Below are 21,697 nucleotides of genomic sequence, written 5' to 3'. Positions count from 1 at the left end.
GTCAGAGTCCTTCGGTGTTGAGCAGCGCGGTGCGCGTGTGCACCGCGCTGCGGGGCATCAGCACGGCCGCAGCGGCGATGACTTCGCGCACCGAGTGCGTGGCGCCACCGCCGCCCGCCGGGCCGTTGAGGTAAAGCGCTTCAACTTCATGCGCCACGTGCTGAGCCTCACGCTGCGTGGGCACGCGCAGCGCCACGCGGGCGCGCACTTCGGCCGGTTCTGTGTGTGTGATCGGTTCGCCCGCGATGGCGTTGACGCCGATCAGGTCATAGCGGCCTTCGTGCTGTGCGTAGCCTGCATCGGCCAGCCGCGTGCGCACCAGATCGAGCGCCAGTTGCCCGCGTGCCAGTGCGCCCGGGCCTGCGTAAGAGATTTGTCCCTCGCCGATGAAGCCATCGCGGTAACCCAGGGTGACTTTCAGCGTCTCGGTGCGTGGGCTGCCGTTGCCGCCCGTGACCTGCACGCGGTCAGGGCCGATCTGCGTGAGCTGCACCTGTGAAAAATCGGCCACCACATCGGGCTGCAGATAGCGTGCGGGGTTTTCGATTTCGTAGAGCAATTGTTCGGTGCACGTGGCCACCGTGACGCAACCGCCCGAGCCCGTCACCTTGGTGATGACGGCATCGCCCGAGGCGCTGACCTCGGCCAGCGGAAAGCCCAGCCGGGCCATGTGGGGTACGTCCTTGAAACCCGGGTCGGCAAAGTAGCCACCGGTGATCTGCGCCGCGCATTCGAGCAAATGCCCGACCAGCACGCCTTTGCCCAGGCGCGCCCAGTCGTCCAGCGCCCAGCCAAAGTGGTGGATCAAGGGCGCGAGGAACAGGGCAGGGTCGGCCACGCGGCCGGTGATGATGACGTGGGCGTCGGTCTGCAAGGCGGGCAGCAAGGCCTCAGCGCCCAGATAGGCGTTGGCCGAGATCAGCTGCGGCTGCAGGTCGGCCAGGGTTTGGCTCGATTCAAGCACGGGCAGCGAAAGGTGGCCTGCCGTCAGCGTGGTCAGCACATCGTCGCCCAGCACCACAGCCACCTTGACCTGCCGCAGACCCAGCTCGCGCGCGATGGCCAGCACCGCGTGCCCGGCTTGCAAAGGGTTGGCTGCGCCCATGTTGCTGATGATGCGGGTGCCGTTGTCCATACAGGGTTTGAGCACTGCCCGCATGCGATCGGCCAGCATGGGGTCAAAGCCGCGATCGGGATGCTGGCTGCGTTCGAGCTGAGCCAGCGCAATCGTGCGCTCAGCCAAGCATTCAAAAACCAGATAGTCCAGCTGCCCCTTCTCGGCCAGCTCCACCGCAGGCGGGATGCGGTCGCCCGCGTAGCCCGCTCCCGTGCCGATGCGTAAAGTTCTTGAGTTCATGCGCTGAGCCTAAAGCCAAAAACCATCGGTGTCAGTCACGAGCATGGCGTTTTGATTTAATTGGGGTCAGAGTCCAATTAAACTGTTTCTTTTGACCGTTCCTCGCAACCAATGGCCCGCCAACCCCGCCTCACCGTCGCCGCTTATCCGCACCACGTCATCCAGCGCGGCAATGACCGCCAGGCCATCGTGCGTGATGACGCTGACCGGGAAAAAATGCTGACGCTGCTGGGTGAGCAAGCGGCGATTTTCAAAGTGGCCATTCATGCGTACGTGATCATGGACAACCATTTCCATTTGCTGGCCACGCCTGAAACGGATGAAGGTGTACCCAAACTCATGCAAGCCGTGGGGCGCAGTTATGTGCGTTACTTCAATTTGCGCCATCAGCGGACCGGCACTTTGTGGGAAGGCCGTTACCGCAGCAATTTGATTGAGAGTGAGCGCTATCTTTTGGCTTGCATGGTCTACATCGATCTGAACCCGGTGCGTGCCGGCATGGTGGCGCAGGCGGCCGACTTCAAATGGTCCAGCCACAGGCACTGTATTGGGCAGGTGAGCGACAAATTGGTGACGCCACACGCCCTGTTTTGGGGCCTGGGCAATACGCCATTTGCGCGTGAAGCGGCCTACCTCGAACTGGTTCACACAGGGTTGGCGGCATCGGAAAAAGACCAACTCACCAAAAGTGCCTTGTCGGGATGGGCCATGGGTTCCCCCCAGTTTGTGCAAGAGTTGCAGCAGTCCACGCCGCGCAGGCTCTTGCCAGCCAGGGCGGGACGGCCTTTCAAAAAGACAGAGTGATGAATCTGTCCCCAATTAATCTCAACCGAAAAAGAAATTCAAATTAATTGGGATCTGACCCCAATTAATTGTCTTGGCATGGTTGCTGCAGTGCAGTAAACTCGTCCCCCTGCGTAAAAACCCTAGGAGTGCGCCATGTCCACGGCAGCCGATAAAGAACATTTCCAATCCACCGGTCTGTATGACCCGGCCAATGAACACGATGCATGTGGTGTCGGTTTTGTCGCGCACATCAAAGGTCACAAGACCCATGCGATCGTGACGCAGGCCCTCAAGATTCTTGAAAACCTGGACCACCGGGGTGCTGTGGGTGCCGACGCGCTCATGGGCGATGGTGCCGGTATCCTGATCCAGCTGCCCGACGCGTTGTACCGCGAAGAGATGGCCAAGCAGGGCATCAACCTGCCGCCTTTCGGTGAGTACGGCGTGGGCATGGTCTTTCTGCCCAAGGAACACGCTTCACGCATGGCCTGCGAGCAAGAGTTGGAACGCGCTGTCAAGGCCGAAGGCCAGGTGGTGCTCGGCTGGCGCGATGTGCCGGTCAACCGCGAGATGCCCATGTCGCCCCGCGTGCGCGAAAAAGAGCCGATCATGCGCCAGATCTTCATCGGCCGCGGCGCCGATGTGATCGTGCAAGACGCGCTGGAGCGCAAGCTGTACGTGATCCGCAAGACCGCCAGCGCCGCCATCCAGGCGCTGAACCTGACGCACAGCAACGAGTACTACATCCCCAGCATGTCCAGCCGCACCGCGGTCTACAAGGGCCTGCTGTTGGCTGATCAAGTGGGCACCTACTATCTGGACTTGCAAGACGAGCGTTGCGTTTCGGCTCTGGGCCTGGTGCACCAGCGCTTCTCCACCAACACCTTCCCCGAGTGGCCATTGGCCCACCCTTACCGCTATGTGGCGCACAACGGCGAGATCAACACCGTCAAGGGCAACTACAACTGGATGAAGGCCCGCGAAGGCGTGATGTCTTCGCCCGTGCTGGCTGCTGACCTGCAAAAGCTCTACCCCATCAGCTTCGCCGGTCAGTCCGACACCGCCACTTTTGACAACTGCCTGGAATTGCTGACGATGGCGGGCTACCCCATCAGCCAGGCCGTGATGATGATGATTCCCGAGCCGTGGGAACAGCACACCACCATGGACGAGCGCCGCAAGGCCTTCTACGAATACCACGCTGCGATGCTCGAGCCATGGGATGGCCCCGCATCGATCGTGTTCACCGACGGCCGCCAGATTGGCGCCACGTTGGACCGCAACGGCCTGCGCCCTTCGCGCTACATCATCACCGACGACGACATGGTCATCATGGGTTCGGAAACCGGCGTTCTGCCGATCCCCGAAAGCAAGATCGTGCGCAAATGGCGTCTGCAGCCCGGCAAGATGTTCCTGATCGATCTGGAACAAGGCCGCATGATCAACGACGAAGAGTTGAAGGCCGGTTTGGCCAGCGCCAAGCCTTACAAGCAGTGGATCGAGAACCTGCGCATCAAGCTCGACGACGTGGCCGCTGCCCCAGTGCAAGCGCCCGCTGCTGATGTGGCTTTGCTCGACCTGCAACAAGCCTTTGGCACCACACAAGAAGACATCAAGTTCTTGCTGGCCCCCATGGCCTCTGCCGGTGAAGAAGCCATTGGCTCCATGGGCAACGACAGCCCGCTGGCCGTGCTGTCCGACAAGAACAAGCCGCTGTACAACTACTTCAAGCAGTTGTTCGCGCAAGTGACCAACCCGCCGATCGACCCGATCCGCGAAGCGATCGTGATGTCGCTGGTGTCCTTCATCGGCCCCAAGCCGAACCTGTTGGACATCAACCAGGTTAACCCACCGATGCGTCTGGAAGTCAGCCAGCCGATCCTGGACTTCGCCGACATGGCCAAGCTGCGCAACATCGAGCAAGCCACCAAGGGCAAGTTCAAGAGCGCCACGCTGGACATCACCTACCCCGCGATGTGGGGCCGCGAAGGCGTGGAAGCCAAGCTGGCCTCGCTGTGCGCTGAAGCCGTGGACGCCATCAAAGGCGGCCACAACATCCTGATCATCAGCGACCGTGGCGTGAACGCCACCCAAGTGGCTGTGCCCGCACTGCTGGCCCTGTCGGCCATCCACCAGCACTTGGTGACCGAAGGCCTGCGCACGACGGCTGGCTTGGTGGTCGAAACGGGTACCGCCCGCGAAGTGCACCACTTTGCCGTGTTGGCAGGTTTTGGTGCCGAAGCTGTGCACCCCTACCTGGCCATGGAAACCCTGGCCGCTTTGCACAAAGAGCTGCCCGGCGATTTGTCGGCAGAGAAGGCCATCTACAACTACGTCAAGGCGATCGGCAAGGGCCTGTCCAAGATCATGTCCAAGATGGGCGTGTCGACCTACATGTCCTACTGCGGTGCGCAGTTGTTTGAAGCCATTGGCATCAACACCGAAACCATCAACAAGTACTTCACCGGCACGCCCAGCCGCGTGGGCGGCATCGGCGTGTTTGAAATCGCCGAAGAAGCCTTCCGCATGCACGCCGCAGCCTTTGGTGACGATCCTGTGCTGGCCACCATGCTGGACGCGGGTGGTGAATACGCTTGGCGTGCCCGTGGCGAAGAACACATGTGGACCCCTGACGCGATCGCGAAGTTGCAGCACTCCACCCGTGCCAACAACTTCAGCACCTACAAGGAATACGCGCAGATCATCAACGACCAAAGCAAGCGCCACATGACGCTGCGCGGTCTGTTCGAGTTCAAGATCGACCCTTCCAAGGCCATCCCGCTGGAGCAGGTCGAGCCTGCGGCCGAGATCGTCAAGCGTTTCGCCACCGGCGCGATGTCGCTGGGTTCGATCTCCACCGAAGCGCACGCCACTTTGGCCGTGGCCATGAACCGCATCGGCGGCAAGAGCAACACCGGCGAAGGCGGTGAAGACGCCAACCGTTACCGCAACGAACTCAAGGGCATCCCGATCAAATTGGGCGACTCTTTGAAGAGCGTGATCGGCGAAGCCAACGTCGAAGTGGACCTGCCTTTGCTGGCCGGTGACTCGCTGCGTTCGCGCATCAAGCAAGTCGCTTCGGGCCGTTTCGGTGTCACTGCCGAATACCTGTCCAGCGCTGACCAGATCCAGATCAAGATGGCCCAAGGCGCCAAGCCCGGTGAAGGTGGCCAGCTGCCCGGCGGCAAGGTCTCCGAATACATCGGCAAGCTGCGCCACTCGGTGCCCGGTGTGGGCCTGATTTCGCCACCACCACACCACGACATCTACTCGATCGAGGACTTGGCCCAGCTGATCCACGACCTGAAGAACGTCGCGCCGCACAGCGACATCAGCGTCAAGCTCGTGTCTGAAATCGGCGTCGGCACGATTGCTGCCGGTGTGGCCAAGTGCAAGGCCGACCACGTCGTGATCGCCGGTCACGACGGTGGCACGGGCGCTTCGCCTTGGTCCTCGGTCAAGCACGCGGGCTCGCCTTGGGAAATCGGTTTGGCCGAAACCCAGCAGACCCTGGTGCTCAACGGCCTGCGTGGACGCATCCGTGTGCAGGCCGATGGCCAGATGAAGACCGGCCGCGACGTCGCCATTGGCGCCTTGCTGGGCGCGGATGAATTCGGCTTTGCCACCGCTCCGCTGGTGGTCGAGGGCTGCATCATGATGCGCAAGTGCCACCTGAACACCTGCCCCGTGGGCGTGGCCACACAGGACCCCGCCCTGCGCAAGAAGTTCACCGGCAAGCCTGAGCACGTCGTGAACTACTTCTTCTTCATCGCTGAAGAAGTGCGTCAGATCATGGCCCAGCTGGGCATTGCCAAATTTGACGACCTGGTGGGCCGTGCCGATCTGCTCGACATGCGTGCTGGCGTGAGCCACTGGAAGGCCCGCGGTCTGGACTTCGGCCGCTTGCTGGCCGTGCCGCAAGTCACGATGGACGCCGACGTGCGCCACGTGCAAACCCAAGACCACGGTCTGGCCAAGGCCTTGGACAATGTGCTGATCGCCAAGAGCCGCGCTGCCATCGACAAGGGCGAAAAAGTGCAGTTCATGGAAGCTGCCCGCAACGTGAACCGCTCGGTCGGTGCCATGTTGTCCGGCGCGGTGACCAAGGTGCACCCCGAAGGTCTGCCTGACGACACCATCCGCATCCAGCTCGAAGGCACAGGCGGTCAGTCGTTTGGCGCTTTCTTGTGCAACGGCATCACGCTGTACCTGATCGGCGAAGCCAACGACTACACCGGCAAGGGCTTGTCGGGTGGCCGCGTGGTGGTGCGCCCGAGCCTGGACTTCCGTGGCGTGGCCTCGCAAAACATCATCGTGGGCAACACCGTCATGTACGGTGCGACCACCGGTGAGGCCTTCTTCGCTGGCGTGGCTGGCGAGCGTTTCGCTGTGCGCCTGTCGGGTGCCACGGCGGTGGTCGAGGGCACGGGCGACCACGGTTGTGAATACATGACCGGCGGCACGGTGGCCGTGCTGGGCAAGACCGGCCGCAACTTTGGCGCGGGCATGAGCGGTGGTATCGCTTATGTCTACGACGAAGACGGCGAGTTCGCTTCGCGCTGCAACACCGCCATGGTCAGCATGGAAAAGGTGCTGTCGGTGGCCGAGCAGGAAGCACAGATTGACCGCAATGTCTGGCACCGTGACCAAGCTGACGAAGCGCAGCTGAAGAAACTGCTGGAAGACCATGTCAAGTGGACCGGCAGCCAGCGCGCCCGCGAGTTGCTGGACAACTGGGCCACGGCCCGCGCCAAGTTCGTGAAGGTGTTCCCGAACGAATACAAGCGTGCTCTGGGTGAAATCAACGCCCGCAAAGCAGCCAAGGCCGCAAAGCCTGTGGCCGCCTGAGCCCCAAGTCAAGAATCGAAGGAAACATCATGGGAAAAGTCACAGGCTTCATGGAATTTGAGCGCATCGAAGAGGGCTACAAGCCCGTCACCGAGCGTTTGAAAAACTACGGCGAATTCGTGATCGGTCTGACCGAAGAGCAAGCCAAAACCCAGGGCGCACGTTGCATGGACTGCGGTACACCGTTTTGCAACAACGGCTGCCCCGTCAACAACATCATCCCGGACTTCAACGACCTCGTGTACCACGGCGACTGGAAGAACGCGATCGAGGTGCTGCACAGCACCAACAACTTCCCCGAGTTCACCGGCCGCATCTGCCCCGCACCTTGCGAAGCCGCTTGCGTGGTCAACTTCAACGGCGACGCCGTGGGCATCAAGTCGATCGAGCACGCCATCATCGACCGCGCCTGGGCCGAAGGCTGGGTCACACCCCGTCCCGCCAAAGTCAAGACGGGCAAGAAAGTCGCCGTGATCGGCGCAGGCCCTGCAGGCCTGGCCGCTGCGCAGCAGCTGGCCCGCGCTGGCCACGACGTGACCTTGTTCGAAAAGAACGACCGCGTCGGTGGTTTGCTGCGTTACGGCATCCCTGACTTCAAGATGGAGAAAACGCACATCGACCGCCGCGTCAAGCAGCTCGAAGCCGAAGGCGTGAAGATCCGCACCAGCGTGCTGGTGGGCGAATGGCCAAAAGACTCCAAGGTCACCAACTGGGCCAAGGAAACCGTCAGCGCCGAGCAGCTCAAGAAAGACTTCGACGCCGTGCTGCTCACCGGCGGCTCCGAGCAGTCACGTGACCTGCCCGTGCCCGGCCGCGAGCTGGACGGTGTGCACTTTGCGATGGAGTTCCTGCCCCAGCAAAACAAGGTCAACGCGGGCGACAAGCTCAAGGGCCAACTGCGTGCGGACGGCAAAAACGTCATCGTGATCGGCGGCGGCGATACCGGCAGCGACTGCGTGGGCACCAGCACACGCCACGGTGCTGTCAGCGTGACCCAGTTCGAGGTGATGCCCGAGCCACCCGAAAAAGAAAACAAGCTGATGGTCTGGCCCTACTGGCCCATGAAGCTGCGCACCAGCTCCAGCCACGACGAGAGTGCCGAAAAAGGCCTGTTGCAACGTGAGTTCGCCATTTCCACCAAAGAGTTCATCGGTGAAAAAGGCAAGCTCACCGGCCTGAAGACCGTGCATGTCGAGTTCAAAGACGGCAAGATGGTCGAAGTGCCCGGCACCGAGAAAGAATACAAAGCCGACATGGTTTTGCTGGCCATGGGCTTCACCAACCCGGTCGCCACCGTGCTCGACGCCTTCGGCATCGACAAAGACGCCCGTGGCAACGCCAAAGCCAGCACCGACTTCACAGGCGGCTACGCCACCAACGTGAACAAAGTGTTCGCCGCCGGTGACATGCGCCGTGGCCAGTCTTTGGTCGTGTGGGCCATCCGTGAAGGCCGTCAAGCCGCACGCGCGGTGGACGAGTTCCTGATGGGGCAAAGCGACTTGCCCCGTTGAGGCCATTTCGTTCTAGGTACAATCCCTAGAACACCAAGGTTTACATTGTGTTCACTTTGGTTCGCTAAGATCACAAGAGCCGGTTTTCCCGGCTCTTGCTTTTTCATGAATACGCCCAATCCATCCACCCTCGTTGAACTGCGTGACCTGAGCTTTGGCTACGGTGAGCGTTTGATTTTGAAAAATCTGAGTTTCAAAATCCCGCGCGGCCAAGTCACGGCCCTGATGGGTGTCTCGGGTGGTGGCAAGACCACCGTGCTTCGCCTCATTGGTGGGCAAATCCGGGCGCAGCAGGGACAAATGCTGCTGGATGGCCATGATGTGGGCCGCATGCAGCAAACCGAGCTGTACGCCGCACGCCGTCGCATGGGCATGTTGTTCCAGTTTGGTGCCTTGTTCACCGACATGAGCGTGTTCGACAACGTGGCGTTCCCCTTGCGGGAGCACACGACTTTGTCGGAGGACCTGATCCGCGACATCGTGCTCATGAAGCTCGATGCGGTGGGTTTGCGTGGCGCACGGGATCTGAAACCGTCCGAAATTTCCGGTGGCATGAGCCGCCGTGTGGCCTTGGCACGCGCCATTGCGCTCGATCCCGACCTGATCATGTACGACGAGCCCTTTGCGGGTCTGGATCCGATTTCCTTGGGCACAGCGGCGCGTTTGATTCGCCGCCTGAACGACAGCTTGGGCATCACCAGCGTGATCGTCTCGCACGATGTGACCGAAACCTTCGAGATCGCCGACCATGTGGTGATCTTGGCCAATGGCGGCCTGGCCGCGCAAGGCACGCCTGCTGAGTTGCGTGCGAGCACCGACCCCCTGATCCACCAGTTTGTGCATGCGCTCAGCGATGGGCCTGTGCCTTTCCACTACCCCGCACCGACCGCTGCCGAAGATTACGACCGGAGGTCTGCATGAATGTGATCCAGATGCTGGGTGCATTGGGCGCGGCCACCCGTGAGGCCTTGGCCGATTGGGGCTTTGGCGCCCGTTTGTTTTTCAAGCTGCTCAAGATGTCGGGGGCGGCGCTCAAGCGCTTTGGCTTGGTGCGTGACCAGGTGCATTTTTTGGGCAACTATTCGCTGGCCATCATCACGGTGTCGGGTTTGTTTGTGGGCTTCGTGCTCAGCTTGCAGGGTTACTACACCTTGCAGCGCTATGGCTCGGCAGAGGCTTTGGGTTTGCTGGTCGCACTCAGTCTGGTGCGTGAATTGGGTCCCGTGGTTGCGGCCCTTTTGTACGCAGGCCGCGCCGGTGCATCGCTCACGGCCGAGATCGGTTTGATGCGCGCGGGTGAGCAGCTCACCGCATTGGAGATGATGGCCGTTGATCCGGTGCAACGCATTTTGGCGCCCCGCTTCATGGGCGGCGTGATCGCTTTGCCTTTGCTCACGGCAGTGTTCAGCGCCGTCGGTATTTTCGGTGGCTATGTGGTGGGGGTGCTGCTCATCGGTGTCGATGCGGGCTCGTTCTGGAGCCAGATGCAAGGTGGCGTGGATGTGTTCAAGGATGTTGGCAACGGCATCGTCAAGAGCATTGTGTTCGGTGTGGCCGTGACCTTCATCGCCTTGTTGCAAGGTTATGTGGCCAAGCCCACCCCCGAGGGGGTGGCCAGTGCCACCACCCGCAGTGTGGTGGTTTCTTCTTTGTCGGTTTTGGGTCTGGACTTCATCCTCACCGCGATGATGTTCAGCATTTGAGGAGGACGACATGCAGCGTTCAAAAAATGATATTTGGGTGGGTTTGTTTGTCTTGCTGGGCGCAGTGGCCGTGCTGTTTCTGGCGCTCAAGTCGGCCAATTTGCTGAGCTTGAATTTCCGTTCGGACTACGAAGTCAGCGCCAAATTCGACAACATCGGTGGCCTCAAGCCGGGTGCTGCCGTCAAGAGCGCAGGCGTGGTGGTGGGTCGTGTCAAGACCATTGCCTTCGATGGTGAGTCTTTCCAGGCCAAAGTCATTTTGGCTTTGCAATCGGAAAACCAATTTCCTCAAGACAGCTCGCTCAAGATCCTCACCAGCGGCCTGTTGGGTGAGCAGTACCTCGACATTGCGCCCGGCGCCGATGAAAAGAACCTAGCTGCAGGCGACAAGATCGGTTCCACACAGTCGGCGGTGATCCTGGAAAACCTGATCAGCCAGTTTCTTTACAGCCAAGCTGAAAAACCCAAGACGGAAGGCAGCAAGCCATGAGTCCAGAGATGAAGCGCTGGCTTGCAGGCTTGGCTGCGGTCGCGTTGTTGTCCTTGCAAGGTTGTGCCAGCGTCAAGAGCGCTGATGCACGCGATCCATGGGAGTCGATGAACCGCAGCGTTTACAACTTCAACGATGCCGTCGACACGCTGGCCATCAAACCCGTTGCACAAATTTATGTGAATGTGGTTCCCAGTTTTGTGCGAACCGGTTTGCACAATGTCGTGAGCAATTTGGGCGATGTCTGGTCCATGGCCAACAGTGCCATGCAGTTGAAAGGCCAGCATGCGGCAGAGAGCTTCATGCGTGTGACGGTGAACACCGTGTTTGGCTTGGGTGGCTTGCTCGACATTGCGACAGAAATGCGTCTGGAGCGGCACAAGGAAGATTTTGGACAAACCTTGGGCCATTGGGGTGTGAAGCCGGGGCCCTATGTGGTGCTGCCCATCTTGGGGCCTTCGACCTTGCGTGACGGTCTGACATTCCCTGTGGATTACCAAGGCGATGCAACGCGTCAGTTCAGCGATCAAGCCACGCGCAGCAGCCTGACCGCCGTTCGCATCGTGGACGTGCGTGCCAGTTTGCTCAAAACCGTGGACACGGTCAAAGAAGCCTCACTCGATCCTTACTCGTTTGTTCGCGACGCCTATTTGCAAAAGCGGGAAAACGATGTGTATGACGGCAACCCGCCGTCCAGTTTTGATTACAGCGATGTCGATGCTCAGTGAGTGCATTTGGCCTCGTTACAGTTGCTCACAAGCGCTTGTTCAATCGCCCTTATAGTTTCCGCATGAAGAATTCAATTGCCCTCTTTTCATTGAACCGCCGCCAGATTTTGGGTGCGGCCTTCGCAGCTGCTGTGATGTCATCGACCGGTGCCGCTTGGGCCGCCGATGAGGCCGCTGAAGTGTTCATCAAACGCATCACCAATGAAACGCTGGACATCATCAAAGCCGACAAAGCCCTGCGCAATGGCGATGTGAACAAATTGACGCAACTGGTCGATGACAAGCTCATGCCGCATGTGAACTTCCGCCGCATGACGTCTTTGGCGACCGGCCCTGCTTGGCGCAAAGCCACGCCCGAGCAGCAAAAACGCTTGCAAGACGAATTCAAAATTTTGTTGGTCCGCACCTATGCCGGCGCACTCAGTCAGGTCAGCGACCAGGTGGTGGTGGTCAAGCCCTTGCGTGGTGGACAGGAAGACAAGAACTTGGTGGTCAATACCGAGGTGCGCGGCAAGGGCGATCCGATCCAGCTCGATTACCGTCTGGAAAAAACACCAGGCGAAGGTGCTGGTTGGATGATTTTTGACCTGAACGTGCTCGGCGTTTGGTTGATCGAGAACTACCGCACCCAATTCACCAAGGAAATCAATGCAGGCGGCATTGATGCGCTGATCGCCAGTCTGGCGGCGCGCAACAAGTCCAATGCCCGCAATTCTTGATCCACGCTGGAGTCGAGACCATGAATGCTTTGAAGTTGCCGCCCAGTTTGATGCATGAGCAAGCCGATGCGTGCTTGTCACAGTGGATCCGTCAGCTTCAATCGCAAGCGTCTGAGCCAGAGCCCGTGTTGGTCGACGCCTCCGCGCTCAGCGACTTTGACTCGTCGGCCTTGGCTGTTTTGTTGGGCTTGCGTCGTGTGGCAAAGGCCCAAGGGCGTTCGGTCTTGGTCGAGGGCATGTCGGCCCGTTTGAGCGAATTGGCCACTTTGTACGGCGTGCTCGACCTTTTGCAGCCTGCCTGAGCTTGTTTTGGGGTCAAATCCCCTCTCTTTTTGCCTTGTTCCAGGCCATTGAGCCGCCTTCATGTGGGCCAGCACTTAAAATAAGCCCCTCCCATGTCTGCGCTCTCATTTCAAACCGTCTCGAAAACCTACCCTGCCAAACAGGCGGGCGCTGCCGCATTCCGTGCGCTCGATCAGGTCAGCTTTGAAGTTGAAGAGGGCGAGTTCTTTGGTTTGCTGGGCCCCAATGGCGCTGGCAAGACCACCTTGATCAGCATCCTGGCAGGCTTGACCCGTGCCAGCCAAGGGCAGGTTCTGGTGCATGGCCACAATGTGCAGAGCGATTACGCAGCCGCACGCCGCTTGTTGGGTGTGGTCCCGCAAGAGCTGGTGTTTGACCCTTTTTTCACCGTCCGCGAATCCCTGAAAATCCAGTCGGGTTATTTCGGCGTCAAGAAAAACGACGCTTGGATTGACGAGCTGCTCGACAGCCTGGGCTTGACCGACAAAGCCCATGCCAACATGCGCCAGCTCTCGGGCGGCATGAAGCGGCGTGTGCTGGTGGCGCAGGCCTTGGTGCACAAGCCGCGTGTGATTGTTCTGGACGAGCCCACGGCGGGCGTGGACGTTGAACTGCGTCAAACACTTTGGCAGTTCATTGCCAAACTCAACAAACAAGGCCACACCGTCTTGTTGACCACCCACTACCTCGAAGAGGCCGAGGCCTTGTGCGGCCGCATCGCCATGCTCAAGCGCGGCGAGATGGTGGCGCTGGAGAAAACATCGGTCTTGCTCAAGTCCGCCACCAGCCAGGTGCTGCGCTTCAAGCTCGATGGCGAGTTGCCCACTGCGGTGGCTGCTGTGGCGCGTGTCACAGGCCGCATCGTGCAGGTCCCTGTCAACAATGCGCTGGACATTGAGACCTGCCTGAACACGGTGCGATCAGCGGGTCTGGTGGCCGAAGACGTCGAGATTCGCCAGGCCGATCTGGAAGACGTGTTCCTCGAAGTGATGAACCGCAACCAGTCTGGAGCCAAGAAATGACAGGTTGGCAAACCCTGCTTTACAAAGAAGTCCTGCGCTTTTGGAAAGTCGCTTTTCAGACCATCGCAGCGCCGGTGTTGACCTCTGTGCTCTACATGCTGATCTTCGGCCATGTGCTCGAAGACCACGTCAAGGTGTACGACCAGGTGGCCTACACCTCGTTCTTGCTGCCGGGTCTCATCATGATGGGTGTGTTGCAAAACGCCTTTGCCAACAGCTCGTCCAGCCTGGTGCAAAGCAAGATCATGGGCAACCTCGTGTTTTTGTTGCTCACCCCCCTGTCGCACCGCAGCTGGTTTGTGGCCTATGTGGGCTCTTCGGTGGTGCGTGGCCTGGCCGTGGGCCTGGGCGTGTTCGTCATCACCGGCTGGATGGTCAATATCCAGTTCGTCTACCCCTTGTGGATTTTGGCTTTTGCCATCATGGGCGCGGCCATGATGGGGGCTTTGGGGGTCATTGCCGGTCTTTGGGCTGAGAAGTTTGACCAGATGGCCGCTTTCCAGAACTTCATCATCATGCCCATGACCTTTTTGTCGGGCGTGTTTTATTCCATCCATTCGCTGCCCGCTTTCTGGCAGCAGCTGAGCCACCTCAACCCGTTTTTCTACATGATCGACGGTTTCCGTTACGGCTTTTTTGGACAGAGCGATGTGTCGCCCTGGACAAGCCTGGGCGTGGTGGCCACGGCCTTGGCCCTGGTCAGTGGCGTGACCCTTCACCTTTTGCGCACCGGCTACAAGATCCGGAGCTGAACACCATGAATGCAGAGCAACTTCGTTCCATCATCGCTGCCGGTCTGGCCTGTACGCACCTGGAGGTCGATGGGGACGGGCGCCACTGGAGCGCGGTGGTCGTGTCCGAAGCATTTACAGGACTGCGTCTGATCGCGCGCCACCAAAAGGTGTATGCGACCTTGGGTCAAAAAATCCAGACCGACGAGGTGCATGCCTTGTCGATGAAAACCTACACCCCCGCCGAATGGGCGGCATTGCCTCGCTGAGCTTGACAAGAACATGGATAAACTGAAAATTCGCGGCGGCAATCGCCTCCACGGCGTGCTGGATGTGGCCGGCGCTAAAAATGCAGCCTTGCCTGAGTTGTGCGCCGCCTTGCTCAGCGCCGAGCCGGTCACCTTGGTCAATGTGCCGCGCCTGCAGGACGTGGCCACCATGCTCAAGCTGATCCGCAACATGGGTGTGACGGCAGAGCACCATGAAGACGGTCGCGTCACACTTGACGCGGGTGGTTTGAACAACCCTGAAGCACCTTATGAGCTCGTGAAAACCATGCGCGCTTCGGTGCTGGCACTGGGCCCCTTGCTTGCCCGTTTTGGCCGGGCCAAGGTGTCCTTGCCCGGTGGTTGCGCCATCGGTTCGCGCCCAGTGGACCAGCACCTCAAGGGCTTGCAGGCCATGGGCGCCGAAATCACGGTCGAACATGGTTACATGCTGGCCAGCTTGCCTGCAGGCCGCACGCGTCTCAAGGGGGCCCACATCACGACAGACATGGTCACCGTGACCGGCACTGAAAACTTCATGATGGCTGCGGCTTTGGCCGAGGGCGAGACGGTGCTCGAAAACGCAGCGCAGGAGCCCGAAATCACCGACTTGGCCGAGATGCTCATCAAGATGGGAGCCAAGATCGAAGGCCACGGCACCAGCAAGATCCGCATCCAGGGTATAGAGCGCTTGCACGGTTGCGAGCACCAGGTGGTGGCCGATCGGATTGAAGCCGGTACTTTTTTGTGTGCGGTGGCAGCCACGGGTGGTGACGTGGTCTTGCGCCATGGCCGAGCTGACCATCTGGACGCGGTCATCGACAAACTGCGTGATGCGGGTGCGACCATCGAAGCAGGGGCCGATTTCATCCGCGTGAAGTCCGAAGGCCGTTTGAAGGCCCAGAGCTTTCGCACCACCGAATACCCAGGCTTTCCGACCGATATGCAGGCGCAGTTCATGGCGCTGAACTGCATCTCGCAAGGCGCGAGCAAAGTGACCGAAACCATTTTCGAAAACCGCTTCATGCACGTCAACGAGCTGGTGCGCCTGGGTGCGCACATCCAGATCGACGGCAAGGTGTCGGTGATCGAAGGGGTGGAAAAGCTCTCAGGCGCCACTGTGATGGCGACCGACTTGCGTGCATCGGCGAGCCTCGTGATCGCCGGGCTCGTGGCCGAAGGTGAAACCATCGTCGACCGCATCTACCACTTGGACCGCGGCTATGACCGCATGGAAGCCAAACTCCGCGCCGTGGGCGCCGACATCGAAAGAGTGAAATGATCACGCTGGCCCTGTCCAAAGGACGCATCTTTGACGAAACCTTGCCGCTGCTCAAAGCCGCAGGCATCGAGGTGCTGGAAGACCCCGAGAAATCCCGCAAGCTGATCTTGCCCACCAACCAGGCCAATGTGCGCGTGGTGCTGGTGCGCGCCAGCGACGTGCCCACTTATGTGGAATACGGTGGCGCCGACCTGGGTGTGACCGGGCTCGATACCCTGATCGAGCACGGCGGCCAAGGCCTGTATCAGCCGCTGGACCTGAACATCGCCAAATGCCGCATGAGCGTGGCGGTGCGTGCCGACTACGACTACGCCGCGCAGGTGCGCACGGGCGCGCGCCTGAAGGTGGCGACCAAATACACCACGATTGCCCGCGACTTCTTTGCCACCAAGGGTGTGCACGTGGACATGATCAAGCTCTACGGCAGCATGGAACTGGCCCCTCTCACAGGGCTGGCCGACGCCATCGTCGACTTGGTGTCCACCGGCAACACGCTCAAGGCCAACCATTTGGTTGAAGTCGAACGCATCATGGACATCAGCTCGCGCTTGGTCGTGAACCAGGCCGCGCTCAAACTCAAGCAAGCACCGATCCGCGCCATCATCGACGCCTTTGCGGGCGCGGTGAAGAAAGACTGAACAACATGGGCCTGCAAGCCAAACCTTTGCAACTGAACACGGCGGATGCCGGTTTTGAAGCGGCCTTTGCGGCCCGCCTGCATTGGTCTGCTGACACCGACGCCGCCATCGAGCAGCGCGTGGCCGACATCCTGGCCGATGTGCAACAGCGCGGCGACGCGGCTGTGCTCGAGTACACCCAGCGTTTTGACAGCCTGCAAGCCGTCGACGTGAAGGCCTTGGAGATCACCCAAGCCGAGCTGCAAGCCGCTTTGGACAGCCTGCCCGCCGTGCAGCGCGAAGCCCTGCAAGCGGCCGCCGCCCGTGTGCGCAAGTACCACGAAGCGCAAAAGAAAGCATCGGGCGAAAGCTGGTCTTACCGCGACGAAGACGGCACCTTGCTCGGGCAAAAAGTCACGCCACTCGACCGCGTGGGCATTTACGTGCCCGGTGGCAAAGCCGCTTACCCCTCGTCGGTGTTGATGAACGCGATTCCGGCCCATGTGGCGGGTGTGCAAGGAATCATCATGGTCGTGCCCACGCCCAACGGTGTGCGCAACCCGCTGGTGCTGGCCGCCGCCTGTGTCGCGGGCGTGAGCCGTGCCTTCACCGTGGGTGGTGCGCAAGCCGTGGCGGCGCTGGCCTATGGCACGGCCACCATCCCCAAAGTGGACAAAATCACCGGCCCGGGCAACGCCTATGTGGCCAGCGCCAAAAAGCGCGTCTTTGGCACCGTGGGCATCGACATGATCGCTGGCCCATCTGAAATTCTGGTGCTGGCCGACGGCACCACACCCGCCGACTGGGTGGCGATGGACCTCTTTAGCCAGGCCGAGCATGACGAGCTGGCGCAAAGCATTTTGCTGTGTCCTGATGCTGCCTACATTGCCGAAGTGCAAGCTGCCATTGACCGCTTGCTGCCCGAGATGCCGCGCCGCGAGATCATCGCCAAATCGCTCAACGACCGGGGCGCTTTGATCCTGACCCGCGACATGGCAGAAGCCTGCGCCATCAGCAACCGCATCGCGCCCGAGCACCTCGAAGTCTCCAGCCGCGACCCGCACCGCTGGGAGCCGCTGCTGCGCCACGCGGGGGCCATCTTCTTGGGCGCGTTCACCAGCGAATCGCTGGGCGACTACTGCGCTGGCCCCAACCACGTGCTGCCCACCAGCGGCACGGCGCGCTTCTCGTCGCCGCTGGGCGTTTATGACTTTCAAAAGCGCAGCAGCCTGATTGAGGTGAGCGAAGCGGGTGCACAGCCACTGGGCCACATTGCCGCCGAGCTGGCTTATGGCGAAGGCCTGCAAGCCCACGCCCGCGCCGCCGAACTCCGTTTGAACCCTGTGCCCCCGATGCGAGACCCGAAATGAGCAACGTCAGCCCCCAACTCATGCAACGCATCCGCCAAGACGTGCAGTCCATGCACGCGTACGCCATCCAGGATTCGGTGGGCATGGTCAAGCTCGACGCGATGGAGAACCCGCACCGTCTGCCCGCCGATTTGCAAAAGTCATTGGGCGAGCGACTGGGCGCTTTGGCCTTGAACCGCTACCCCGATGGCCGTGTGAATGACCTGCGCCATGCGCTGACAAGTTACGCAGGCATGCCCGAAGGCTTTGACATCATGCTGGGCAACGGCTCGGACGAATTGATCTCTTTGTTGGCCATGGCCTGCGATGTGCCCGGCGCTTCCATCCTGTCGCCTTTGCCGGGCTTTGTCATGTATGCCATGAGCGCCCAGTTGCAAGGCTTGGCTTTCCACGGCGTGCCGCTCACGGCCGACTTTGAGCTCGACGAAGCCGCCATGCTGGCCGCCATTGCCGAGCACAAGCCGTCCATCGTCTACCTGGCTTACCCCAACAACCCCACAGGCAACCTCTGGAGCGACGACACGATCGAAAAGATCGTGCAGGCCCAGGGCGCGCAAGGCGGCCTGGTGGTCATGGACGAGGCCTACCAGCCTTTTGCCAGCAAGAGCTACATGGACCGCATCACGCGCCACTCGCACGTTTTGCTCATGCGCACGCTGAGCAAGTTTGGCCTGGCCGGTGTGCGCTTGGGCTACATGGTGGGCCCCAAGGCTTTGGTGGCCGAGATCGACAAGGTGCGCCCGCCCTACAACATCAGCGTGCTCAATTACGAGTGCGCCCTGTTTGCGCTGGAGCATGCCGAGGTGTTTGCCGCGCAAGCCAAAGAACTGCGCGAGCAGCGTGCCCGCCTCTTGAAAGAGCTGGCCGCCTTGCCCGGCGTGCAGCCTTTCCCCAGCGAAGCCAACATGATCCTGGCCCGCGTGCCCGATGCGGCCAAAACCTTTGAAGGTTTGAAGTCGCACAAAGTGCTGATCAAGAACGTTTCTAAAATGCACCCACTGCTGGCCAACTGCTTGCGCCTGACGGTCGGCACCGCCGCAGAAAACGACCAACTCCTTGCCGCTTTGAAAGTCTCCTTATGAACCGCACAGCAAATGTGACCCGCAAGACGGCCGAGACGAACATCCGCGTCGCCATCAACCTGGACGGCACGGGGCAAGCCAAATTGGCCAGCGGCATCGGTTTTCTGGACCACATGCTCGACCAGATCGCCCGCCACGGTTTGATCGATTTGGACATCGCTTGCGAAGGCGACCTGCACATCGACGGCCACCACACGGTGGAAGACATCGGCATCACCTTGGGCCAAGCCTTTGCTCAGGCCATTGGCGACAAAAAAGGCATCCGCCGTTATGGCCATGCCTATGTGCCGCTCGATGAAGCTTTGAGCCGCGTGGTGGTGGACTTTTCCGGTCGCCCCGGTCTGCACATGGATGTGAACTTCACCTCTGGCTCATTGGGCTCGCTTGACACCCAGCTGGTGTACGAGTTCTTCCAGGGCTTTGTGAACCATGCCCTGTGCACGCTGCATATTGACAACCTCAAGGGTGTGAATGCGCACCACCAGTGCGAGACCATCTTCAAGGCCTTCGCACGAGCCATTCGCGCTGCGCTTGAACTCGATTCCCGCTCGGCGGGTGTGATCCCTTCCACCAAAGGCAGCCTCTGACATGAGCGTCAATCGCGTTGCAGTGGTGGACTACGGCATGGGCAACTTGCGCAGTGTGGCGCAGGCGGTGATCCATGCGGCTTCCAGTGTGGACCATGCCGAAGTGACGGTCACGTCGGACCCGCAAGTGGTGCGTGATGCGCACCGCGTGGTCTTGCCAGGGCAGGGCGCCATGCCCGACTGCATGCGCGAGCTGCGCGAGTCAGGCCTTCTGGACGCTGTGCTTGAAGCCGCCGCCAGCAAGCCCCTGTTTGGCGTGTGCGTGGGCATGCAAATGCTGCTGGACCACAGTGCAGAAGGCGATACGCCCGGTCTGGGTTTGATCCCCGGTGATGTCATCAAATTTGATCTGGCCGGCCGCACCCAACCCGATGGCACCCGCTACAAAGTGCCGCAGATGGGCTGGAACCAAGTTTGGCAAGCCACGCCTGCCCACCCGCTGTGGCAAGGCATCGAAGACGGCAGCTGGTACTATTTTGTGCACAGCTTTTATGCCCAGGTGGCCAACCCGGCGCACAGCGCGGCAGAAACCGATTACGGTGGCCGCTTTGCTTGCGCCATTGCCCGTGACAATATTTTTGCCACCCAGTTTCACCCTGAAAAAAGCGCGGCCCAGGGCTTGGCGCTGTTTCGCAATTTCCTCCACTGGCAGCCTTGATCCAAGGCTTGCTGATTTTTTTCACCTGCATTTAACTCGCCATGATTCTGATCCCCGCCATTGACCTCAAAGACGGCCACTGCGTTCGCCTCAAGCAAGGCGATATGGACCAAGCCACAACGTTCGGGGAAGACCCCGCTGCCATGGCGCGCACTTGGCTCGAAAAAGGCGCTCGCCGCTTGCACTTGGTGGATCTGAACGGTGCCTTCGCGGGCAAGCCGCAAAACTTCGGCGCCATCAAGTCCATCCTCAAGGCCGTGGGCGACGACATCCCGGTGCAGCTGGGCGGCGGCATCCGCGATCTGGACACGATTGAAAAATACATCGACAGCGGTTTGCAGTACGTGATCATTGGCACCGCTGCGGTGAAGAACCCCGGCTTTTTGAAAGACGCCTGCACCGCCTTTGGCGGCCACATCATCGTGGGCCTGGATGCCAAGGACGGCAAAGTGGCCACCGACGGCTGGAGCAAGCTCACCGGTCACGAAGTGGTGGATCTGGCCAAGAAGTTCGAAGACTGGGGCGTCGAGTCCATCATTTACACCGACATCGGCCGCGACGGCATGCTGAGCGGCATCAACATCGATGCCACCGTCAAGCTGGCCCAAGCCTTGACCATCCCCGTGATTGCATCGGGCGGCCTGTCCAACATGGCCGACATCGAGCAGCTGTGCGCGGTGGAGGGCGAGGGCGTCGAAGGTGTGATCTGTGGCCGTGCGGTGTATTCCGGCGACCTGGACTTTGCGCTGGCACAGCAACGCGCCGACGAGCTGAACGGCTGAACATGAGCACAGGCGCCACCAGCCGCGATGTGCTGTTCGCGGGACTGCCTGCCACCGAGTTGCAATTGCCCAATGGTGATCGGGTGGTCGTGGCGCACCACGGTGCCCATGTGTTGTCCTGGGTGGCAGGAGGCCGTGAGCGTCTGTACCTGAGTCCTCAAAGCGTGATGGATGGTCAGGCGGCCATTCGCGGCGGTATTCCCGTGTGTTTTCCCCAATTCAACCAACGCGGTGATTTGCCCAAACATGGTTTTGCACGCAACCAATCGTGGACGGTCAAACCCGCGCGACTGGAAGCCGACCAGGCCCATCTGGTGCTGGCGCTGGACGACAGCGCCGCCACACGCCAATGGTGGGACCAGTCCTTTGAAGCGCTGTTGCTGATCGAATTGACGCCTGGCGCATTGCAGGTGGACTTGGCGGTGCGCAACACCGACAGCCAGCCGCTCAGTTTCACCGGGGCCTTGCACACGTATTTCGCGGTCAGTGACGTGGCGCAGGCCCGATTGTTCGGCCTGGGTGGTCAGGCCGAATGGGATGCGGTCAAAGACCGTCACGCCACGGCTGCGCCCGAGTTGCGCTTTGTCGGCGAGTTTGACCGCGTCTACGCCGCCGCCCCGCAAGGCTACGAACTGCAAGACGGCCCACACACCCTGTCGATCGAGCAAGACATGGATTGGGCCCAGACCGTGGTCTGGAACCCGGGTGCTGCCAAATGCGCAGCCCTTGCCGACATGCCTGCCGACGGCTGGCAACACATGCTGTGCGTGGAGGCGGCGCAGGTGTATGAACCCGTCTGCATTGCGCCGGGCGATTTCTGGCAGGGCGCACAACGCCTGCGCGTGCTCTGATTTT

The 21,697-nt window shown here is 60.5% G+C and carries 21 protein-coding genes; 20 read left to right on the top strand and 1 reads right to left on the bottom strand.

Annotation, left to right across the window (positions count from 1 at the left end; all coding sequences use genetic code 11):
* Position 1 precedes the first annotated feature (1 nt).
* The gene (locus tag B9Z43_RS13145; RefSeq protein ID WP_108326398.1) at positions 2–1,357 is read right to left on the bottom strand and encodes an acyclic terpene utilization AtuA family protein; all 1,356 of its coding nucleotides are present in this window, start codon (positions 1,355–1,357) and stop codon (positions 2–4) included.
* A 111-nt stretch (positions 1,358–1,468) separates the two neighbouring features.
* Here B9Z43_RS13145 and B9Z43_RS13140 point away from each other — a divergent pair, with 111 nt between their 5' ends.
* From B9Z43_RS13140 to B9Z43_RS13045, 20 genes are all read left to right on the top strand, one after another.
* The gene (locus tag B9Z43_RS13140) at positions 1,469–2,161 is read left to right on the top strand and encodes a transposase (RefSeq protein ID WP_108326397.1); all 693 of its coding nucleotides are present in this window, start codon (positions 1,469–1,471) and stop codon (positions 2,159–2,161) included.
* A gap of 135 nt (positions 2,162–2,296) precedes the next feature.
* On the top strand, positions 2,297–6,991 hold the full coding sequence (locus B9Z43_RS13135) for a glutamate synthase-related protein (RefSeq protein WP_108326396.1): 4,695 nt from the start codon (positions 2,297–2,299) through the stop codon (positions 6,989–6,991).
* 29 nt (positions 6,992–7,020) lie between these two features.
* The gene (locus tag B9Z43_RS13130; protein ID WP_108326395.1) at positions 7,021–8,502 is read left to right on the top strand and encodes a glutamate synthase subunit beta; all 1,482 of its coding nucleotides are present in this window, start codon (positions 7,021–7,023) and stop codon (positions 8,500–8,502) included.
* Between the two features lie 105 nt (positions 8,503–8,607).
* Positions 8,608–9,423, top strand: coding sequence for an ABC transporter ATP-binding protein (locus B9Z43_RS13125; protein WP_108326394.1), 816 nt, complete (start codon positions 8,608–8,610; stop codon positions 9,421–9,423).
* Positions 9,420–10,205 carry a lipid asymmetry maintenance ABC transporter permease subunit MlaE gene (gene mlaE / locus B9Z43_RS13120; RefSeq protein WP_233249972.1) on the top strand — a complete coding sequence of 262 codons (786 nt, stop codon included), beginning with the start codon at positions 9,420–9,422 and terminating at the stop codon, positions 10,203–10,205. The genes B9Z43_RS13125 and mlaE overlap by 4 nt, the downstream gene beginning before the upstream one ends.
* 10 nt (positions 10,206–10,215) lie before the next feature.
* Positions 10,216–10,695, top strand: coding sequence for an outer membrane lipid asymmetry maintenance protein MlaD (gene mlaD, locus B9Z43_RS13115; protein ID WP_108326393.1), 480 nt, complete (start codon positions 10,216–10,218; stop codon positions 10,693–10,695).
* An 8-nt stretch (positions 10,696–10,703) separates the two neighbouring features.
* Positions 10,704–11,423 carry a VacJ family lipoprotein gene (locus tag B9Z43_RS13110; RefSeq protein WP_233249971.1) on the top strand — a complete coding sequence of 240 codons (720 nt, stop codon included), beginning with the start codon at positions 10,704–10,706 and terminating at the stop codon, positions 11,421–11,423.
* 62 nt (positions 11,424–11,485) lie between these two features.
* Positions 11,486–12,142, top strand: a complete 657-nt coding sequence (locus B9Z43_RS13105; RefSeq protein ID WP_108326391.1) for a phospholipid-binding protein MlaC — start codon at positions 11,486–11,488, stop codon at positions 12,140–12,142.
* 20 nt (positions 12,143–12,162) lie between these two features.
* A complete protein-coding gene (locus B9Z43_RS13100; RefSeq protein WP_108326390.1) occupies positions 12,163–12,444 on the top strand; it encodes a lipid asymmetry maintenance protein MlaB in 282 nt (93 codons plus the stop codon).
* Positions 12,445–12,537: 93 nt separating this feature from the next.
* Positions 12,538–13,467: an ABC transporter ATP-binding protein gene (locus B9Z43_RS13095; RefSeq protein ID WP_108326389.1), complete on the top strand. Its 930-nt coding sequence runs from the start codon at positions 12,538–12,540 to the stop codon at positions 13,465–13,467.
* Complete coding sequence (locus B9Z43_RS13090) at positions 13,464–14,219, top strand: ABC transporter permease (protein ID WP_108326388.1); 756 nt, start codon at positions 13,464–13,466, stop codon at positions 14,217–14,219. Before B9Z43_RS13095 ends, B9Z43_RS13090 begins: the two co-directional genes overlap by 4 nt.
* A gap of 5 nt (positions 14,220–14,224) precedes the next feature.
* Positions 14,225–14,467 carry a BolA family protein gene (locus B9Z43_RS13085; RefSeq protein WP_108326387.1) on the top strand — a complete coding sequence of 81 codons (243 nt, stop codon included), beginning with the start codon at positions 14,225–14,227 and terminating at the stop codon, positions 14,465–14,467.
* Positions 14,468–14,480: 13 nt separating this feature from the next.
* Positions 14,481–15,746, top strand: a complete 1,266-nt coding sequence (gene murA, locus B9Z43_RS13080; RefSeq protein ID WP_108326386.1) for a UDP-N-acetylglucosamine 1-carboxyvinyltransferase — start codon at positions 14,481–14,483, stop codon at positions 15,744–15,746.
* Positions 15,743–16,384 carry an ATP phosphoribosyltransferase gene (hisG, locus tag B9Z43_RS13075; protein WP_108326385.1) on the top strand — a complete coding sequence of 214 codons (642 nt, stop codon included), beginning with the start codon at positions 15,743–15,745 and terminating at the stop codon, positions 16,382–16,384. Before murA ends, hisG begins: the two co-directional genes overlap by 4 nt.
* A gap of 5 nt (positions 16,385–16,389) precedes the next feature.
* Entirely contained in the window at positions 16,390–17,733 is a 1,344-nt protein-coding gene (hisD, locus tag B9Z43_RS13070) for a histidinol dehydrogenase (protein WP_108326384.1), read from the top strand.
* Positions 17,730–18,815 (top strand): histidinol-phosphate transaminase, encoded by a 1,086-nt coding sequence (gene hisC / locus B9Z43_RS13065; protein WP_108326383.1) that lies wholly within the window; start codon positions 17,730–17,732, stop codon positions 18,813–18,815. Before hisD ends, hisC begins: the two co-directional genes overlap by 4 nt.
* Complete coding sequence (hisB, locus tag B9Z43_RS13060; protein WP_108326382.1) at positions 18,812–19,402, top strand: imidazoleglycerol-phosphate dehydratase HisB; 591 nt, start codon at positions 18,812–18,814, stop codon at positions 19,400–19,402. The genes hisC and hisB overlap by 4 nt, the downstream gene beginning before the upstream one ends.
* Position 19,403: 1 nt before the next feature.
* Positions 19,404–20,060, top strand: a complete 657-nt coding sequence (gene hisH, locus B9Z43_RS13055; protein WP_108326381.1) for an imidazole glycerol phosphate synthase subunit HisH — start codon at positions 19,404–19,406, stop codon at positions 20,058–20,060.
* A 41-nt stretch (positions 20,061–20,101) separates the two neighbouring features.
* Positions 20,102–20,842 carry a 1-(5-phosphoribosyl)-5-[(5-phosphoribosylamino)methylideneamino]imidazole-4-carboxamide isomerase gene (hisA, locus tag B9Z43_RS13050; RefSeq protein WP_108326380.1) on the top strand — a complete coding sequence of 247 codons (741 nt, stop codon included), beginning with the start codon at positions 20,102–20,104 and terminating at the stop codon, positions 20,840–20,842.
* Between the two features lie 2 nt (positions 20,843–20,844).
* Positions 20,845–21,693, top strand: a complete 849-nt coding sequence (locus B9Z43_RS13045) for a D-hexose-6-phosphate mutarotase (protein ID WP_108326379.1) — start codon at positions 20,845–20,847, stop codon at positions 21,691–21,693.
* The last annotated feature ends 4 nt before the right edge of the window (positions 21,694–21,697 follow it).

The organism is Limnohabitans sp. MMS-10A-192 (assembly GCF_003063335.1).
Classification (GTDB): Bacteria; Pseudomonadota; Gammaproteobacteria; order Burkholderiales; family Burkholderiaceae_C; genus Limnohabitans_A.
Note: the sequence above shows the minus strand (reverse complement) of the source record. Positions and strands in the feature narration are given on the sequence as shown.

What these genes read in the sequence shown, in the direction of transcription:
- B9Z43_RS13145 (WP_108326398.1), bottom strand. Translation starts at nt 1,357, where the DNA reads ATGAACTCAAGAACTTTACGCATCGGCACGGGAGCGGGCTACGCGGGC.
- B9Z43_RS13140 (WP_108326397.1), top strand. Translation starts at nt 1,469, where the DNA reads ATGGCCCGCCAACCCCGCCTCACCGTCGCCGCTTATCCGCACCACGTC.
- B9Z43_RS13135 (WP_108326396.1), top strand. Translation starts at nt 2,297, where the DNA reads ATGTCCACGGCAGCCGATAAAGAACATTTCCAATCCACCGGTCTGTAT.
- B9Z43_RS13130 (WP_108326395.1), top strand. Translation starts at nt 7,021, where the DNA reads ATGGGAAAAGTCACAGGCTTCATGGAATTTGAGCGCATCGAAGAGGGC.
- B9Z43_RS13125 (WP_108326394.1), top strand. Translation starts at nt 8,608, where the DNA reads ATGAATACGCCCAATCCATCCACCCTCGTTGAACTGCGTGACCTGAGC.
- mlaE (WP_233249972.1), top strand. Translation starts at nt 9,420, where the DNA reads ATGAATGTGATCCAGATGCTGGGTGCATTGGGCGCGGCCACCCGTGAG.
- mlaD (WP_108326393.1), top strand. Translation starts at nt 10,216, where the DNA reads ATGCAGCGTTCAAAAAATGATATTTGGGTGGGTTTGTTTGTCTTGCTG.
- B9Z43_RS13110 (WP_233249971.1), top strand. Translation starts at nt 10,704, where the DNA reads ATGAAGCGCTGGCTTGCAGGCTTGGCTGCGGTCGCGTTGTTGTCCTTG.
- B9Z43_RS13105 (WP_108326391.1), top strand. Translation starts at nt 11,486, where the DNA reads ATGAAGAATTCAATTGCCCTCTTTTCATTGAACCGCCGCCAGATTTTG.
- B9Z43_RS13100 (WP_108326390.1), top strand. Translation starts at nt 12,163, where the DNA reads ATGAATGCTTTGAAGTTGCCGCCCAGTTTGATGCATGAGCAAGCCGAT.
- B9Z43_RS13095 (WP_108326389.1), top strand. Translation starts at nt 12,538, where the DNA reads ATGTCTGCGCTCTCATTTCAAACCGTCTCGAAAACCTACCCTGCCAAA.
- B9Z43_RS13090 (WP_108326388.1), top strand. Translation starts at nt 13,464, where the DNA reads ATGACAGGTTGGCAAACCCTGCTTTACAAAGAAGTCCTGCGCTTTTGG.
- B9Z43_RS13085 (WP_108326387.1), top strand. Translation starts at nt 14,225, where the DNA reads ATGAATGCAGAGCAACTTCGTTCCATCATCGCTGCCGGTCTGGCCTGT.
- murA (WP_108326386.1), top strand. Translation starts at nt 14,481, where the DNA reads ATGGATAAACTGAAAATTCGCGGCGGCAATCGCCTCCACGGCGTGCTG.
- hisG (WP_108326385.1), top strand. Translation starts at nt 15,743, where the DNA reads ATGATCACGCTGGCCCTGTCCAAAGGACGCATCTTTGACGAAACCTTG.
- hisD (WP_108326384.1), top strand. Translation starts at nt 16,390, where the DNA reads ATGGGCCTGCAAGCCAAACCTTTGCAACTGAACACGGCGGATGCCGGT.
- hisC (WP_108326383.1), top strand. Translation starts at nt 17,730, where the DNA reads ATGAGCAACGTCAGCCCCCAACTCATGCAACGCATCCGCCAAGACGTG.
- hisB (WP_108326382.1), top strand. Translation starts at nt 18,812, where the DNA reads ATGAACCGCACAGCAAATGTGACCCGCAAGACGGCCGAGACGAACATC.
- hisH (WP_108326381.1), top strand. Translation starts at nt 19,404, where the DNA reads ATGAGCGTCAATCGCGTTGCAGTGGTGGACTACGGCATGGGCAACTTG.
- hisA (WP_108326380.1), top strand. Translation starts at nt 20,102, where the DNA reads ATGATTCTGATCCCCGCCATTGACCTCAAAGACGGCCACTGCGTTCGC.
- B9Z43_RS13045 (WP_108326379.1), top strand. Translation starts at nt 20,845, where the DNA reads ATGAGCACAGGCGCCACCAGCCGCGATGTGCTGTTCGCGGGACTGCCT.